Origin of the sequence: Phenylobacterium sp. (genome assembly GCF_019636135.1) — a bacterium.
In the GTDB taxonomy this organism is placed as follows: Bacteria; Pseudomonadota; Alphaproteobacteria; order Caulobacterales; family Caulobacteraceae; genus Phenylobacterium.
The window spans coordinates 62,882-76,118 of sequence record NZ_JAHBYD010000020.1 but is presented as its reverse complement, the minus strand read 5'-3'; the positions used below and the strand labels follow the sequence as shown (position 1 = coordinate 76,118).

19 protein-coding genes are annotated in these 13,237 nt (G+C 65.8%); 10 read left to right on the top strand and 9 right to left on the bottom strand.

Annotation, left to right across the window (positions count from 1 at the left end; genetic code table 11):
- Positions 1-35: 35 nt before the first annotated feature.
- Positions 36-518: a low affinity iron permease family protein gene (locus KF737_RS14920; protein WP_296456321.1), complete on the top strand. Its 483-nt coding sequence runs from the start codon at positions 36-38 to the stop codon at positions 516-518.
- Positions 519-996: 478 nt separating this feature from the next.
- Here KF737_RS14920 and KF737_RS14915 read toward each other — a convergent pair whose 3' ends face one another.
- On the bottom strand, positions 997-1,641 hold the full coding sequence (locus KF737_RS14915; protein ID WP_296456318.1) for a hypothetical protein: 645 nt from the start codon (positions 1,639-1,641) through the stop codon (positions 997-999).
- A 31-nt stretch (positions 1,642-1,672) separates the two neighbouring features.
- On the opposite strand from KF737_RS14915, the gene KF737_RS14910 reads away from it, so the two are divergent.
- Positions 1,673-1,819: a hypothetical protein gene (locus KF737_RS14910; RefSeq protein WP_296456315.1), complete on the top strand. Its 147-nt coding sequence runs from the start codon at positions 1,673-1,675 to the stop codon at positions 1,817-1,819.
- On the opposite strand, the gene KF737_RS14905 is transcribed toward KF737_RS14910, so the two are convergent.
- Positions 1,816-2,091: a hypothetical protein gene (locus KF737_RS14905; protein WP_296456312.1), complete on the bottom strand. Its 276-nt coding sequence runs from the start codon at positions 2,089-2,091 to the stop codon at positions 1,816-1,818. The two genes, KF737_RS14910 and KF737_RS14905, sit on opposite strands and share 4 nt — an antisense overlap.
- A 281-nt stretch (positions 2,092-2,372) precedes the next feature.
- Entirely contained in the window at positions 2,373-3,305 is a 933-nt protein-coding gene (locus KF737_RS14900; protein ID WP_296456309.1) for an IS1595 family transposase, read from the bottom strand.
- Positions 3,306-3,514: 209 nt separating this feature from the next.
- Between KF737_RS14900 and KF737_RS14895 the strand changes: the two genes are divergently transcribed.
- On the top strand, positions 3,515-3,673 hold the full coding sequence (locus KF737_RS14895) for a hypothetical protein (protein WP_296456307.1): 159 nt from the start codon (positions 3,515-3,517) through the stop codon (positions 3,671-3,673).
- 853 nt (positions 3,674-4,526) lie between these two features.
- Entirely contained in the window at positions 4,527-5,918 is a 1,392-nt protein-coding gene (locus tag KF737_RS14890; protein WP_296456304.1) for a hypothetical protein, read from the top strand.
- Positions 5,919-6,018: 100 nt separating this feature from the next.
- Here KF737_RS14890 and KF737_RS14885 read toward each other — a convergent pair whose 3' ends face one another.
- From KF737_RS14885 to KF737_RS14875, 3 genes are read right to left on the bottom strand one after another with little or no spacing between them, the layout of a single operon-like run.
- On the bottom strand, positions 6,019-6,219 hold the full coding sequence (locus KF737_RS14885) for an addiction module antidote protein (protein WP_296456301.1): 201 nt from the start codon (positions 6,217-6,219) through the stop codon (positions 6,019-6,021).
- On the bottom strand, positions 6,206-6,586 hold the full coding sequence (locus KF737_RS14880) for a MarR family transcriptional regulator (RefSeq protein ID WP_296456298.1): 381 nt from the start codon (positions 6,584-6,586) through the stop codon (positions 6,206-6,208). The genes KF737_RS14885 and KF737_RS14880 overlap by 14 nt, the downstream gene beginning before the upstream one ends.
- Entirely contained in the window at positions 6,537-6,983 is a 447-nt protein-coding gene (locus tag KF737_RS14875) for a DUF6516 family protein (RefSeq protein ID WP_296456295.1), read from the bottom strand. Before KF737_RS14875 ends, KF737_RS14880 begins: the two co-directional genes overlap by 50 nt.
- A gap of 147 nt (positions 6,984-7,130) precedes the next feature.
- Between KF737_RS14875 and KF737_RS14870 the strand changes: the two genes are divergently transcribed.
- A complete protein-coding gene (locus KF737_RS14870) occupies positions 7,131-7,979 on the top strand; it encodes a type IV toxin-antitoxin system AbiEi family antitoxin domain-containing protein (protein WP_296456292.1) in 849 nt (282 codons plus the stop codon).
- Positions 7,966-8,886, top strand: coding sequence for a nucleotidyl transferase AbiEii/AbiGii toxin family protein (locus tag KF737_RS14865; protein WP_296456290.1), 921 nt, complete (start codon positions 7,966-7,968; stop codon positions 8,884-8,886). The genes KF737_RS14870 and KF737_RS14865 overlap by 14 nt, the downstream gene beginning before the upstream one ends.
- 83 nt (positions 8,887-8,969) lie before the next feature.
- Here KF737_RS14865 and KF737_RS14860 read toward each other — a convergent pair whose 3' ends face one another.
- Together KF737_RS14860 and KF737_RS14855 are read right to left on the bottom strand one after the other, a co-directional pair.
- Entirely contained in the window at positions 8,970-9,290 is a 321-nt protein-coding gene (locus KF737_RS14860; protein WP_296456287.1) for a HigA family addiction module antitoxin, read from the bottom strand.
- Between the two features lie 37 nt (positions 9,291-9,327).
- Positions 9,328-9,603 carry a type II toxin-antitoxin system RelE/ParE family toxin gene (locus KF737_RS14855; RefSeq protein WP_296456284.1) on the bottom strand — a complete coding sequence of 92 codons (276 nt, stop codon included), beginning with the start codon at positions 9,601-9,603 and terminating at the stop codon, positions 9,328-9,330.
- A 100-nt stretch (positions 9,604-9,703) separates the two neighbouring features.
- Between KF737_RS14855 and KF737_RS14850 the strand changes: the two genes are divergently transcribed.
- The 4 genes from KF737_RS14850 to KF737_RS14835 all read left to right on the top strand — a co-directional run bounded on the left by KF737_RS14850 (position 9,704) and on the right by KF737_RS14835 (position 11,488).
- Complete coding sequence (locus KF737_RS14850; protein ID WP_296456281.1) at positions 9,704-10,222, top strand: type II toxin-antitoxin system RelE/ParE family toxin; 519 nt, start codon at positions 9,704-9,706, stop codon at positions 10,220-10,222.
- A complete protein-coding gene (locus tag KF737_RS14845; protein ID WP_296456278.1) occupies positions 10,212-10,532 on the top strand; it encodes a helix-turn-helix domain-containing protein in 321 nt (106 codons plus the stop codon). The genes KF737_RS14850 and KF737_RS14845 overlap by 11 nt, the downstream gene beginning before the upstream one ends.
- 142 nt (positions 10,533-10,674) lie before the next feature.
- Positions 10,675-10,971, top strand: a complete 297-nt coding sequence (locus KF737_RS14840; RefSeq protein ID WP_296456276.1) for a DUF1778 domain-containing protein — start codon at positions 10,675-10,677, stop codon at positions 10,969-10,971.
- Between the two features lie 4 nt (positions 10,972-10,975).
- Positions 10,976-11,488: a GNAT family N-acetyltransferase gene (locus KF737_RS14835; protein WP_296456273.1), complete on the top strand. Its 513-nt coding sequence runs from the start codon at positions 10,976-10,978 to the stop codon at positions 11,486-11,488.
- A 54-nt stretch (positions 11,489-11,542) separates the two neighbouring features.
- Here KF737_RS14835 and KF737_RS14830 read toward each other — a convergent pair whose 3' ends face one another.
- A complete protein-coding gene (locus KF737_RS14830; protein ID WP_296456270.1) occupies positions 11,543-13,216 on the bottom strand; it encodes a glycosyltransferase in 1,674 nt (557 codons plus the stop codon).
- Positions 13,217-13,237 lie beyond the last annotated feature (21 nt).

Here is a 13,237-nt window from a genome sequence, read left to right as displayed (position 1 = left end):
CGCCACGAATCGCGACGTCGGGCGTTTGAGGCGGCATGAGCCTCGACAAGGCCTTTGCCGCGTTCGCCACCAGGACCGCCAAGGTCACCGGCAGCCCCTGGACCTTCGGCGTCTGCCTGGGGCTGGTGCTGGCCTGGGCGGCCTCGGGCCCGGTGTTCAGGTTCTCCGAGACCTGGCAGCTCGTGATCAACACCGGCACCACGATCGTCACCTTCCTGATGGTGTTCCTGATCCAGAACACCCAGAACCGCGACGGCGAGGCGATCCAGGCCAAGCTGGATGAGCTGATCGTGAGCTCCGAGGCCGAGAACGCGTTCGTCGGCATCGAGACGCTGTCGGACAAGGAACTGCGCGCCCTGCACCAGCGCTGCATGGCGCGGGCGAAGGCGCACGCGGACGCGCATGCCCGGGTGACGGCGGAGATCGGGCGCCGGAAGGGCGAGGGCGCAGCCGAGCGCAAGGCGTCGCGGGCGAAGGCCCCGGCCCGCAAGGCTGCGGCGCGGCGGACGGCGGCCTGATTTGTTCGTATTTTGTTCTTGACGGCCGAACGCGAATTCGGTAGGTTTCAGTCAGCGTCGATGAGTGCGCCCGCCGCGGCGGGCTGAGCGGCGATCCTCGTCCGCGGGCGCGCACACCGTTTGGCGCCGTCGGGGCCGAGGGGACGTTGGCGCCGCCAAGCGGTCATCGCGGTCTCGGGGGTCGAGGGGAAGGGGATCGGGCTGCCTCGGCGCATCCGGGTGTTCACGTCGCCGACCGGCGAACGGATCGTCGATCTGCCTGGCGACGTGAAAATCGGGCCATTCCCGATCGCGGGTCGTGGCAAGTCCGTGATCGGCGAGGCGGATCCACGACGGCCGAAAAGATAGTTCATTCTTTGTTCTTGAAGGCGCGCGGCAATTATATACCTAGCAAAGCAGACCGAAATGACCGAAGCTTCGCCCGCGTTCCAGGCATCTGCCGAGGCGCTCGCGGATCTAATCCAAGAGCGCTTCGGCCCTATTCCTGGTTCTGATCCGGGGGTGACTCCAGAGGAGGCGCGCTGGCTTGCCCATCGCTGGCTTCATCGGCTGGCGCAAGGCGAGGGCCAAGCACCGGATGCTCTAGTTGCAGCTTCACGATGAAGGCGCGGATTCGGTCGGCGTACTGGTCGAGGCGCTCGTAGACGTCGGTCAAGTCCTTCACGGTGTAGGTGGAGCAGCTGCGCCAGATCGGGTTCGGGATGTCCCGAACGAAAAGGTCGAGAGTGTCGTCCCCTACCGCAGCGGCCATGAACCGGGCGCTGAAACTGGTGGCGTCCTTGGACTGACACCAGATCGCCTTGTCGGGGTGTTGCGGAGAGTAGCCCCAGACGTTGTGAACAAGGCGACTGCGCTCGCCGTATCGCGTTCGGAATTCCGCCATGAGGTCGCGGAATTCAAGAAGCTCGGCGCCAGCTAACGCTTGCTCTGCCGCTGCCGTGAGCATCGCGCGCTGCGCGTCGGTGCTGGTGACGGAATCGAACATCGCAATGGTGACGGAGGCGCTGGCCTGCGTCAGATGCGCGAGTAGGTAGCCGAGCAAGGTTTCAAGCTGACCCGAACACGCTACGATCATTCCAAGACGGGCGGCGTGTTCGGGTCGCTGGCTGAGGCCATGCAGCATGACCTCGCATTCGCGTTTGATAGGTTGAGGCATGACCGACAAGTCTCCCCCTGAGACTGACGAACAGGAAGCCGAACGGCGCTTCCAAGAGACGCTCGGGCGACTGGTGAACACACCGCACAAGAAGCACGAGACGCTGAAAGAGCGCGGGCCGAAGCCCGCGCCGCGAAAGTCTTAAGACTCCCATGCGCCCTTGAAGGACGCGTCGGTAACGAGAAGGTTCTGCCATGCAGCCGCGTAGCAATCGACTACCAGAAGCTGGTCCTCGGGTTGCAGGATCGCCGCAACGTAGTTCCGCAGAGTTACGTGGGTCATCCCCTCCGTCTTCACGTACCACACCGTCTCAAGGAGACGTCCACGGGTGCCTCCCAGCTTCTGAAGGTGCTCGTCCATCTCGTGGTGAGACGGGCTCGGGCCGTTAAGGTCGTAGCTGACAATGAAGTTGGCCATCGCTTTGCCTTTCTAGGCGATGTGCCAGCAGGAGCGTTGACCGCGTTCCCGATTCCGATTTCAAATCGAGGCTCAACACGAGGCCGCTCCAACCAGCGGTTTCAGGGGCGCGGGTCTGAACCACCCGCGCCCCGAATCCCTCACAAGTCGCGGCGAGTCGCAACCCGAGTGTTCGGGAGATGTTCCGCCGTCCACGCTGTATCCACAACGAAAGCTAAGCTTTGGAAGAAGCCAACTGACGTCGCCTCTTCGCCAGTAGCTTCCTCGCCGTCTGCTTCCGGCTACGCGGCTTTGTCAGCCCGCCGATAGGTCAGGCGCTTGCCAGCCACGTTGCGCAGCAGTTCGTCGGTCCGCTGTTCGTCATCCACGCCCAGCCCCGAGCGGAGTGAATAGCGGAAATCGAACTCGGCGAGGTAACGGGCGAGGTACTGTTCGCTGACGTGATGGAACGTGCCGATCACGCCGCGCTTGAGGATCGAAAAGTAGTTCTCGACCGTGTTGGAATGGTGGAAGCCGAGGCGAACGTACTCGCCCGCTGTGTGATCGACCGACGCGTGCGAGGCGAACTCGCGACCGACGTCGCGGTACTGCTTCGCGCCGTCTGTCATGAGGTGGCTGGCGCGGCTGGCGGTCGTGCGGACGACGCGGCCCAACGTTTTTGAGGTGACGTTGGCGACGTGAACCGAGCGGGCGCGGCCTTGGCGCTCAACGAGGGTGACGACCGCCGCCTTGTTCCATGGGCCGCCGCCCTCCTTGCGCTTGGACGCATGCTTGTTGTGCTCCTTGGCGCCGACATAGGTCTCGTCGGCTTCCACGACCTTGCCCTTGCAGCCGAGCGGCGCCGGGTCGGTCGGGTTCATCGCTTCGCGGATGCGGTGCGCCATGAACCAAGCGGTCTTGTAGGTCACCCCCAGCGTGCGGTGCAACTGGTGAGCCGAAATGCCCTTCTTGCTGGACGACATGAGGTAGGTCGCCAGCAGCCACTTGTTCAGCGGAACCTTGGAGCTTTCGAACACGGTGCCGACCGTCACCGAGAACTGATCACGGCAGGCGTTGCACTGGTAGACGCCTTTCCGGGCCGCCTTGCCGCCGACGTAGGTCGCCTCGTCGACCACGCCGCAGTGCGGGCAGATCGGGCCGTGCGGCCAACGCGTCGCCTCAAGGTGCTCGCGGGCCTTGTCCTCGTGCTGAAAGATCGGATTCGTCAGGTCCATGAGCCACTTATGGCTCAGCTAGGTTGCTTTGTAAAGTATATATTTGCAGGTGCGCGAGGCGCTCCTGCAATGTCGCGACGGCCTCGAAGACCGCGTGAGGGGACCATGGACAGGCTCAGGACCGGCATCTGCTGGAGCGCCCTCGCCGCGCTCCTCGCCGCCGAGGTCTGGCTGTTCTTTCAGGACATGCGGTTCGTCTACGGCGTTTGGTGGCCACCTACACCATGGCCCAGAACAGCGAGGCTCCCACGACCGACTTTGGGTATTCCGACGACAACCCTCTGATCCTCCAGCCGAACGAGTGCATCTACATGGCCCAAGGCCAGTCGGTGAGCATCAACGCCGTCGCAGAATGGGCGGACTACTGATGATCGGCCAGGGTCTGCGGGGGTTCGTCGGGCAGAGTATGAGCGGGTCGAGGCCGCCAGCCGACGCGATGGTGATTTATGCCGAAGTGTTCACCTCGGGTTCTGGCACGACTCCCGCCCAAACGAGGCGCGTCAAGGCGTGTTGCTATATCATTGGCGGCGGTGCCGGTGGCGCCAGCGGTGCAACCATCGGCGGCGGCGGCGGCGGCGGGGCGTACTATTGGGAGCGCGTCTTGGCTCCCGGCCAGACGCTTGACTATTCGGTTGGCGCTGGCGCGGCCGCTAACACGGCCGGCGGAACTTCTACCGTTTCCTGTTCTGGCGCGACGGTTGGAGCGACTGGCGGGCAACCGCCTCCGGGCGGGGCGGCCGGTGGCGCGGGCGGAAATGGGTTCGGAGGCGGCGGTCGCGCATACCGGGGCGGCACCGGAGGCGCGGGGACGGGAGGAGGCGGTACGCCTCCCGGTGGGGCAGGGGGCGCCCAAGGCGGCGGCAATGGTGCAAACGGGAGTCCGGGGAACACAAGCATAGCCGGCGGCGCCGGTGGCGGCGCGGCCAACCCGGGAACGCCAGCGGGGCGCCTGACAACAGTCATGCCCTCGGGTGCGGGCACATCCGGAACGGGAAGCGGGGGGGGAGGTCCGGGGAACGTGTACGGCGGCGGTGGCGGAAGCTCGACTGATGGGATTGGTGCGGGCAAGCTGGGCGCCAGCGGCGCTATCCTAATCGTCATGATTGCGGTCTAGGCGGTCTAGACGTCTCGCGGTTGTCGGGCTACGCGGCGCAAATGCCGACCCTGGCGGAACACTATGGCCCCCTAATCGAGACTGACCGCGCGCGGGCCATATGCCTCTTGCGCGAGCTGGTCATGGCAGCGCCCCAGTTGGTCGAGGCGCGGGATTTGCTGACGCGAGCCTATCATCGGAGCATGAACTTTGAAGCGTGCGCGGAGTCGGCGCGGGTGCTCCTGGCGATCTCCCCCGATCACCGGGGCGGCGGCCACTACCTAGCGCAAAGCCTCTACGCGCTCGGCGATCAGGAAGGTGCGTTAGCGACCTATGAGGGGTTGGCGGCGGCCGAGGCCACGCCGGGGGCGCTGGAGGGCGTTGCGGCGCTGTCCTACCGCCTGGGGCGGATCGATGCCGCCCGAACGGCCTTCGCGGCGCACCTGACGCGCTCTCGCGGTCCTGGGCGCTCCCCCGCGCTGTTCGGGCTGATGCGGCTAGAGAGTGACGCGGGCGACCGCGCGAGCGCCGAGCGGGCGCGAAAGGATCTGGCCGAGCTGTTCCACAGCAAGCCGGTTGGCGTGTCGTCTTACCTCACTTCGCGCCTACAGGCGTACGGGCCGCCCGAGTGGTTTAAGCTGGTCGATAAGGGCCACCTTGCGGGCGTGGTGCGGCGCGGGCTTGCTGCGGTTCCTGGTGGTCGAGCGCCGGCTACGTTTGTCCTGCCTGCGGAGCGGGCCGAACTGCTGGCCTATGCGTCCGGCGCCCCGTCGCGCGCGCTCTACATCGCCAAGCCGACGCACGGGTCCGGCGGCCAAGGAATCGAACTGGCGGAGGGCGCAGAAGCCTTCGCGGATCGCGCAGGGTATGTCGTGCAGCGCTACCTAGAGCGTCCGCTGTTGGCGGCCGGGCACAAGGCGCACGTCCGCGCCTATGGCCTGATCACATCGACTGATCCGCTGCGGGCCTACGTCTACGGGGACGGCCTGGTGCGGCTAGCGCCCGAGGCCTTTAACCTTCGCGGCCTGAACCGGCTTGAGTTGGCAATGCACGTCACCAATACGGCGTTACACGCGGGCGATCCGCGCCTAGTCCTGAGTGATGACGCCGAAGCGGGCGACAAGGGCCATGTCTGGAGCCTTGAGGCGTACATGCGTCATCTTCATAGCCGCGACGCGAAGGAGGCTCGCCGCCGGCTGGGCGATCTGATGGGCTGGTTTGTCCGCGCCCTGAAGGCGGACGGGTTCTTTGAGCGTCAAGCCGCACTCGGGCTACCCGGCTCGTTTGGACCCAAGCTGTTCGGACTGGATGTGGTGTTTGATGCGGACGCCAACCCTTGGCTGATCGAGGTTCAAGCGGTGCCCGGCGTTTCAGGAACGCCCTTGGTCAACCGTGTCAACTCGCTGCTTCACACGACGCTTGCGCGGATGATGATAGGTGAGGGGCCGCCCGAGGAAGTGGAGCGCGCCAACGCTGGGGCCTTCGAACGGTTGGACGTGGTGTCATACCCGCCCCCTTGACGCCCGTAAACGAAGCGAGGCGCGCACGGTAGAGTCCTCGTGGGGCTGGTGATGGATCGCTTATCCCGTGCTCCAGGAGGGGGCGCCTACCATCTCCAACTCAAGCCGGTTCGGACGTCTTCACCTTGAGGGTCAGCCCCAGCGCGTTCATCACCTTGAGGAACGTGTTGAGGCGAGGATTTCCGTCATCGCTCAGCGCCTTGTAGAGCGCCTGGCGCGACAGGCCGGTCTTCTCGGCAAGATCGGTCATTCCACAGGTCGTCGTAACCAGCGCGTTTGTATCTGCCTCAGGCGACCTCAATCCGATCGTTTGTGCTGAACGGATCCACGTGAACCGAGAAGCGCCGGGCCAGTGTGATCGGCGCCCTGCGCCTCCCGTCCTGTCGGAACGCCACGAGGCCGGCGGCTTCGAGCTTGCCCAGGGTGCGGGCGAGATTGGGTTCGGCGCGATGGGTCCGTCGGGCCAGGGCGGCCACGGATTGGGGCTTTTCGTCGCGAATGATCCGGAGCAGTTCGCGGTTCTCCGGGGTGAGCAGGCGCATCAGGGCGTCTACGCTCTCCACGACAAGACTTCCCGCGTCGGCGGGCGCCGGAGCGCCCTTTGCGGCCGTCAGGAGGTCATTCTTGAACGCTGTCCAGCTCTGAACCTTCGGCTTCGGTTCCGGCATCGGTCTGATCCTTCTTGCCAATCATCACCGCCGAGACACCGCGTTCCTTGAGGACCTTCTCGACCTCGTTCAGGAAGTCCTGGACGAGGTCGAGAGCCGATCTGAATTCGTAGGGCCGACCCCGGTCCCTATCGGTTCGATGCCAGTGGTCGTGCGCAACGGGCCTGGTCTTGTAGCGGCCGCCGTGTGGCGGAACGCCATGGGCGTTGTCGAAGCCCAACAGCCGCCGCCCCTCCGGATCATGGAGGGAGAAACTATACGATAGGCCGTGCGGCCGTTGCGGCGTGGCTTCTGTACGGCTTACTTCGATCTTCACCCAGTACCCTTCCTCGAAGAGGAAACGGGCGCCATCGAAATCCAACAGATATGCGAGCTCGTGCTCCGACGATGTCTCCATCTTATCCTATCCTGTGAGGATAATGGTCGGTTGGCTCCGGCGTTTCAAGCCGATAAGCGCCAGTTCGTCGGGACGCTAAGGAAGACTTAGCGATCTGGAAATTTATCAAACTGGACCTTGGTTTGAAAATGTTCCAGAATGCTAAGTGTGGCTAAGCATGAAGACGGAAAGCTAAACAAGCTGCTCGCTCAGCTTCCCGAAGGGGCGGTTGTCGATGCGGCATGGCTGAGCGAGCGTGGCTATTCCACCTCGCTTCGCAGCCAATACGTCTCGGCCGGTTGGTTGGAGCAGCCTGCACGCCGTCTCTATCGGCGTCCGCGGGGCACGCTGAGCTGGGAGCAGGTCGTCATCTCGCTCCAGACCGTGCTCGATTTTCCCGTCCTCGTCGGTGGGCGAACGGCGCTCGAACTGCAAGGGTTCGCGCACTATCTGCCCGCCCACATCCGTGAGGTTCATCTCTACGCCGACAAACCGCTGCCAGGCTGGATCGATCACCTTCGCCTGGGCGTGGATTTCCGCAAGCACAACAGCCATCGCCTGTTCGCCAACCAGCCGATCACGCTGGCGCCGACCAACCTGACATCCGACACGCGCGCGCTTCAGGCCGCCAGCAATGACCCGATCCACGGCAGCGTGAAGCGCCTGCCCTGGGGGCATTGGGAGTGGCCGCTCACCGTCTCGACGCCGGAGCGTGCTTTCCTCGAAATGCTCGACGAACTGCCGAAGCATGAAAGCTTCCATCAGGTCGACAAGCTGATGGAGGGGCTGGCCACGCTCAGCCCGCGTCGGCTCGCCAAGCTGCTGCACGACTGCAAGAGCGTGAAGGTCAAGCGCCTCTTCTTCTTCTTCGCATTCCGCCACCGGCACCGCTGGCTTCTTCAACTCGATCCGGAGGACTTCGACCTGGGCTCCGGCAAACGCATGCTGGCGCCCGGCGGCAAGCTCGATAAACGCTTCAACATCACGGCGCCGGGGGATCTCGATGGCCAACCGTGACATCTATGACCAGCAGGTCGCGTTGCTGGTGCGCATCCTGCCCCACCTGGCGCAGGAGACCGTGCTGGCGTTGAAGGGCGGCACGGCGATCAACCTCTTTTTCCGCGATCTCCCGCGTCTTTCCGTCGACCTCGATCTCACCTACCTGCCTGTCGAGTCCTATGACGCTTCTCTCGAGGGCATCGACGCGGCGCTGGGGCGCCTTGCCGCGGGCATCAAGGGCGGAATCCCCGGCGCACAAATCCACGCGCAGCAATCGGCCGAGGGCCACGTCGAACGGCTGCATGTCCAGGCCGGCGTCGCCATCAAGATCGAGGTGACGCCGGTGCTGCGTGGCGTCGTCTACGAGCCGGCGATGATGCCGGTGACCGACGCCGTGGAGGCGCGCTTCGGCTTTGCTGAAACCCTCGTGGTGTCAAAGCCGGACCTCTACGCAGGCAAGCTGGTGGCCGCATTGGATCGGCAGCACCCGCGCGATCTCCATGACGTCAGGCTGCTGCTGGCGGAGGATGGGGTCAGCAACGAACTCCGCCGCGCCTTCATCGCCTACGTCCTCAGCAGCGCACGTCCGTTGAACGTCATCCTCAACCCGCCTCGTCGCGACCTCACGCAGAAGTTCGCCCGGGAGTTCGAGGGCATGACGGAGGAGCCCGTCACACTCGATGACCTCCATGCGGCCTGGGAGGACATGATCCGCATCATGATCGGCGACATGCCGCAGACGCATCGTCGCTTCCTCATGTCCTTCAAACGCGGCGAGCCGGACTGGAGCCTGCTCGGTCTGGCGCATGCCGCCGAACTGCCCGCCGTCAAGTACCGGGTTCACAAGCTCGCCGCCCTCACGCCCAGCCGCCGGCAAGCGGAGATCGACAAGCTGCGCGACGTTCTGTTTCCCGACGGGGAGTAGGGGCGGGCCCAGCCTCCGGCCGATCAACGACCGGTTGCGCGAGACGGTGAACCGCTATCGCCGTGGGCCGGCGCGGCGCCCTCTCAAGTGAACGCCGGCAACCGATCGATCGCGGCCAACTCGTCACGCCCCTCAATCGCAGCCTTCGAGAGATCGTGCTGAGTCTGGAGATTGATCCAGAACTGCGGCGAAGACCCGAAGACCCGCGCAAGACGCAAGGCGGTGTCGGCGGTTACGGGTTGAGCCCCCCGGGATAGGCGCTCGATCCGGGTGCGGTCACGCAGGCCCATGGCGCGGGCCAGGGCGCCGGGCGTGAGCTTCATGGGGATCATGAAGTCCTCCCGAAGGATCTCCCCGGGGTGGGGCAGGGGCGAGGCGAACTCGCTGAAGTCAAAGGCGGCCACTTTACCCTCCGTGGTGTGTAGCGGCGAAATCAACCGGCTAGTGATAGTCTCCCAGCCAGACATCCTCGGGGCCGTTCGGGCCCCACGTGAAGGTGACGCGGTACTGGCGGTTCACCCGCACGGACCACGTTTCCGTTCCCTGGAGCTTCTCAAGGTTATTGCCCGGCGGAACGGCCATGTCGCCGATCTGATGGGACGCGTTGAGCTGCGAGAGCAGACGACGGGCGCGGGCGAGAATCGTGTTCGGGACGCCGCGAGGGGCGCGGCCTTCGAAGACCTCCTTCGCATCGTCGTTGCCCCAGGACTGGATCATGTGCGTAGCGTATCGCGCCACGATGTGGCGCGTCAAGCTACGATCAGCGGGGGGCCGCGCATTCGAATGGGATGGTTTCCTCCCTTCGACAGGACGGAGATTGAATTTCAAACAGACGGAATTCACCTTTCAATCGGACGGCGCTGCGACTGACCGCTCTGACCTCTCGTCTTCGCCATCGAACTTGATTTTCTATACCAATATTGATATATGTTGGTATGGCGAAGCCGCCTTCCGTGCATTGGAGAAGCCTGTCCACTGGGTGGGCTCCTCGAAGACCGATCTCCTGACGTTCCCCCAGGAGATCGTCAGCGAGATGGGATATGCGCTGGGTGTCGCGCAACTCGGTGGCAAGCACCCGTCGGCCAAGCCCTGGAAAGGCGACGGCGCCGGAGTGTTCGAGATCGTGGAGCGCTTCGATGGCGATGCCTATCGGGCGCTCTACACCGTGCGCTTCGAAGGCGTGATCTATGTCCTGCACGCTTTCCAGAAGAAGTCGCCTTCCGGGAAGAAGACCGCCCGGACCGACCAGGACATGGTGACCTCGCGCCTCAAGGCGGCTCGGGATCACTACGAAGAGCACCATCAGAAGGGCAAGGCAGGCAAGCATGGCAAATGACGTCATCCAGGGGACCGGCAACGTATTCGCCGATCTGGGCCTGCCCGAGGCGGCCGACCGTCAGACCAAGGCGCGCCTCGCCATGCAGGTGAATGCGCTGCTCAAGGAACGTCGCATCAAGCAGACGGACGCGGCGGCCATCCTTCATGTCCCACAATCGAAAGTCTCTGCGCTCGCGAACTACCGCCTCGATCAGTTCTCCGTCGAGAAGCTGATGAGTTTCCTCAACCTGCTCGACTGCGACGTGGAGATCGTCATCCGCCCCCGACGCGATGCGGTTGGCCATACATCTGTCTTTGCGCTGAGTTGAAGGACTGAAGGCGAAGGCCCGGGCGGCCACGGATTGGGGGCTTTTCGTCGCGAATGATCCGAAGCAGTTCGCGGGTTCTCCGATAAGCGCCAAGGTTGCAATGGTCGGCCATCGGCCGTACATTCTTTCTCGGAGGCGCAGCATGGCAGAGTCGGCAATTCGGCCCGGGCGAACGCGGAGCGAGCGTCTGGAGGCGCGCGTCACCGCCGCGCAGAAGAGCCTGATCGAGCGCGCCGCGGCCTTGCAGGGGCGGTCCGTGACCGACTTCGTGCTGACCAGCGTGCAGGAGGCTGCGCGGCGCGCCATCGAGGATCATCAACGGTTCGACCTTTCGGTGCGCGACAGCGAGGCGTTCGTCGAGGCGCTGCTCGATCCCCGGCCGGTCAACGACCGGTTGCGCGAGACGGTGAACCGCTATCGCCGGGCGACGGGCGTCTGAACCGTTGATCCGGCCGCGTGGCGACGGCTGGCGCATCGAAGCGCTCGGCGCCGGACATGATCGCTCGGCCTTCGAGAGCGGCGCCGAAGCGCTGGATCGCTACATTCGCAGTCAGGCGAGCCAGGACGCCCGCAGGAACCTCGCAGCCCCCTTCGTGCTCGTGCTTTCAGGGGGCGAGGTAGCGGGCTACTACACGCTTTCCGCGGCGTCCCTGCGCCTTGCCGAACTTCCTGAGCCGGTGGTCCGCAGGCTTCCGCGCTATCCGCTCGTTCCCGCGATCCTGCTGGGCCGCCTGGCGGTCGATCGGCGGCATAGGGGCCGCGGGTACGGCCGATTTCTCCTCGCCGATGCGCTGCACCGCGCGATCCGCAGCGAGATCGCCTCGTTCGCCGTGATCGTGGACGCGAAGGACGAAAACGCACGGCGCTTCTATGAGCGGGAGAGCTTCCTGCCCCTGCCCGGCCAGCCCATGAAGCTGTTCCGGCCGACGGCGGATATCGCACGTCTCTTCGACTGACCCTCGGACCTTTCATGCCAGTCCGCCCCGCGCCGGCCGGGCTCGCCGACCCCGTCAGGCGTTGCGGGCGGTGGCCAGTCCCAGCTTCGCGAGCAGGCCGACGTTTCGCGCGACCGCGGGGTCGTTCCGGAGGGTTGCGGCGGAGAGGTCGGCGAGGGTGAGTTCGCCGCCGGCGAGGGCGTCGAATATCCGGCGGGTCGTGTCCGGCGAACTGGTGAGCCCGGTGAAGAGGGGGTGGGCGAGACGCGCGTCCAGGTCGGCGCGGGTGGCGCCGGGGACGAGTCCGACAAGCGTGTGGCGGCCGAGCGTCGCCGTCGGATAGCGCCCGAAGGCGACGAACGGGTCGGGCCGGGAGGGCGCGGCGCGCGGGAGGGCGTCGATCCAGGCCCGCATCGCGGGGTCGGCCGCCGCGGACCTGCGCCGCGCGTTCAGGTCGGCCCACAGGGCCTGGTACTGGCGATAGACGACGGGCCAGTCATAGATCTCGCGCGCCCGGGCGCGGCCGGCGGCGCCCATGCGGCGGCGCATCCCCGGGTCGGCGACGAGCGCCGAGACGACCTCGGTGAAATCGGCGATGTCGACGGCCGTCGCCTGGGCGCCCGTCCAGCAGTAGTGGTCGTAGTTCAGCGCGCCGGCCTCCAGCGCGCGGGCGACGGCCTGGCCCATGCCGGCCTCGGGCATCAGCGTGCGGACGCGGAAGCCGTCGACGCCGTGGCGGACGGTGTCCTTGTAGCCGTCCCAGTCGCTGACGACGGCGGGCAGGCCGGCGGCCATGGCCTCGATCGGCGTCAGGCCGAAGGTCTCCTGGATGTTGTCGGCGAGCGAGACGAAGATGTCGGAGCCCGCCCAGCAATGGTCGCGCAGATCGGGCTGGCGGCCGTCGATCCAGAGGCAGCGGACGTCCGGCGCGAACTGGCGGGCGCCGTCCTTGAAGGCGGCCGCCACGGAATCGTTGGGGAACCAGCCGGCCATGACCAGGACGACCTTGCGGCCGGTGCGTTCGGCGGCGGCCTGGAGTCCCCTGAACATCGGGTAGGGATGGGCCTTGGCGTGGAAGACCAGCCGGCCGATGAAGAGGGCCGCGACTTCGTCGGGCTGGAGCCCCAGGGCCCGGCGGCCGGCTTCGCGCGCGGCCTCGTCGAAGGCGTAGTCGTCGCAATGGACGCCGAGCGGGATCAGGGGCAACTGCGGAGGCTCGCCGCGCACATCGCGCCCGTAGCGCCAGCGCTGATAGTCGCGCTCGAGCTCGTGGAGGCGCCGGACGGTCTCGATCACGGACGTCGAGGTGCAGATGAGGGCGTCCCAGGGGGCGACGGGCTCGCGCAGGAGGCCCACGATCTCGTCCATCGCCGTGGTGCTGGCGGTGGTGTGCGTGACCCCGCAGAGCGAGAATGACGACAGGCCGACGCGCTGACGCAGGCGGGCGTGCGTGGCGACGGTGATGTCGGCCAGGTAGAGCACGCCGACGGCGGCGACGCGCTCCAGTTGCAGCGCGGGAATGAACTCGAACGCCGCCGTGGAATCGATCCCGCGCACCATGGCGCGGAAGCCGTCGGCGGACGCACTGACGGGTGCGAAGCCGTAGATCGGGTGCGCGCCGCGACCCTCCACCGCGGCGCGCAGAAAGCCGTTCCCGGCGGACTGGCGGCCCATCAATTCCACCTTGGCCATGTCGTAGGCGTCGGGTTCGGCGCGGATGACGGCCGTGGGGGGAAGAACGTCGGACACTGAGACCCTGGGCGTGGACTG

What these genes read in the sequence shown, in the direction of transcription:
- KF737_RS14920 (WP_296456321.1), top strand. Translation starts at nt 36, where the DNA reads ATGAGCCTCGACAAGGCCTTTGCCGCGTTCGCCACCAGGACCGCCAAG.
- KF737_RS14915 (WP_296456318.1), bottom strand. Translation starts at nt 1,641, where the DNA reads ATGCTGCATGGCCTCAGCCAGCGACCCGAACACGCCGCCCGTCTTGGA.
- KF737_RS14910 (WP_296456315.1), top strand. Translation starts at nt 1,673, where the DNA reads ATGACCGACAAGTCTCCCCCTGAGACTGACGAACAGGAAGCCGAACGG.
- KF737_RS14905 (WP_296456312.1), bottom strand. Translation starts at nt 2,091, where the DNA reads ATGGCCAACTTCATTGTCAGCTACGACCTTAACGGCCCGAGCCCGTCT.
- KF737_RS14900 (WP_296456309.1), bottom strand. Translation starts at nt 3,305, where the DNA reads ATGGACCTGACGAATCCGATCTTTCAGCACGAGGACAAGGCCCGCGAG.
- KF737_RS14880 (WP_296456298.1), bottom strand. Translation starts at nt 6,586, where the DNA reads ATGCCGGAACCGAAGCCGAAGGTTCAGAGCTGGACAGCGTTCAAGAAT.
- KF737_RS14875 (WP_296456295.1), bottom strand. Translation starts at nt 6,983, where the DNA reads ATGGAGACATCGTCGGAGCACGAGCTCGCATATCTGTTGGATTTCGAT.
- KF737_RS14865 (WP_296456290.1), top strand. Translation starts at nt 7,966, where the DNA reads ATGGCCAACCGTGACATCTATGACCAGCAGGTCGCGTTGCTGGTGCGC.
- KF737_RS14855 (WP_296456284.1), bottom strand. Translation starts at nt 9,603, where the DNA reads ATGATCCAGTCCTGGGGCAACGACGATGCGAAGGAGGTCTTCGAAGGC.
- KF737_RS14845 (WP_296456278.1), top strand. Translation starts at nt 10,212, where the DNA reads ATGGCAAATGACGTCATCCAGGGGACCGGCAACGTATTCGCCGATCTG.
- KF737_RS14840 (WP_296456276.1), top strand. Translation starts at nt 10,675, where the DNA reads ATGGCAGAGTCGGCAATTCGGCCCGGGCGAACGCGGAGCGAGCGTCTG.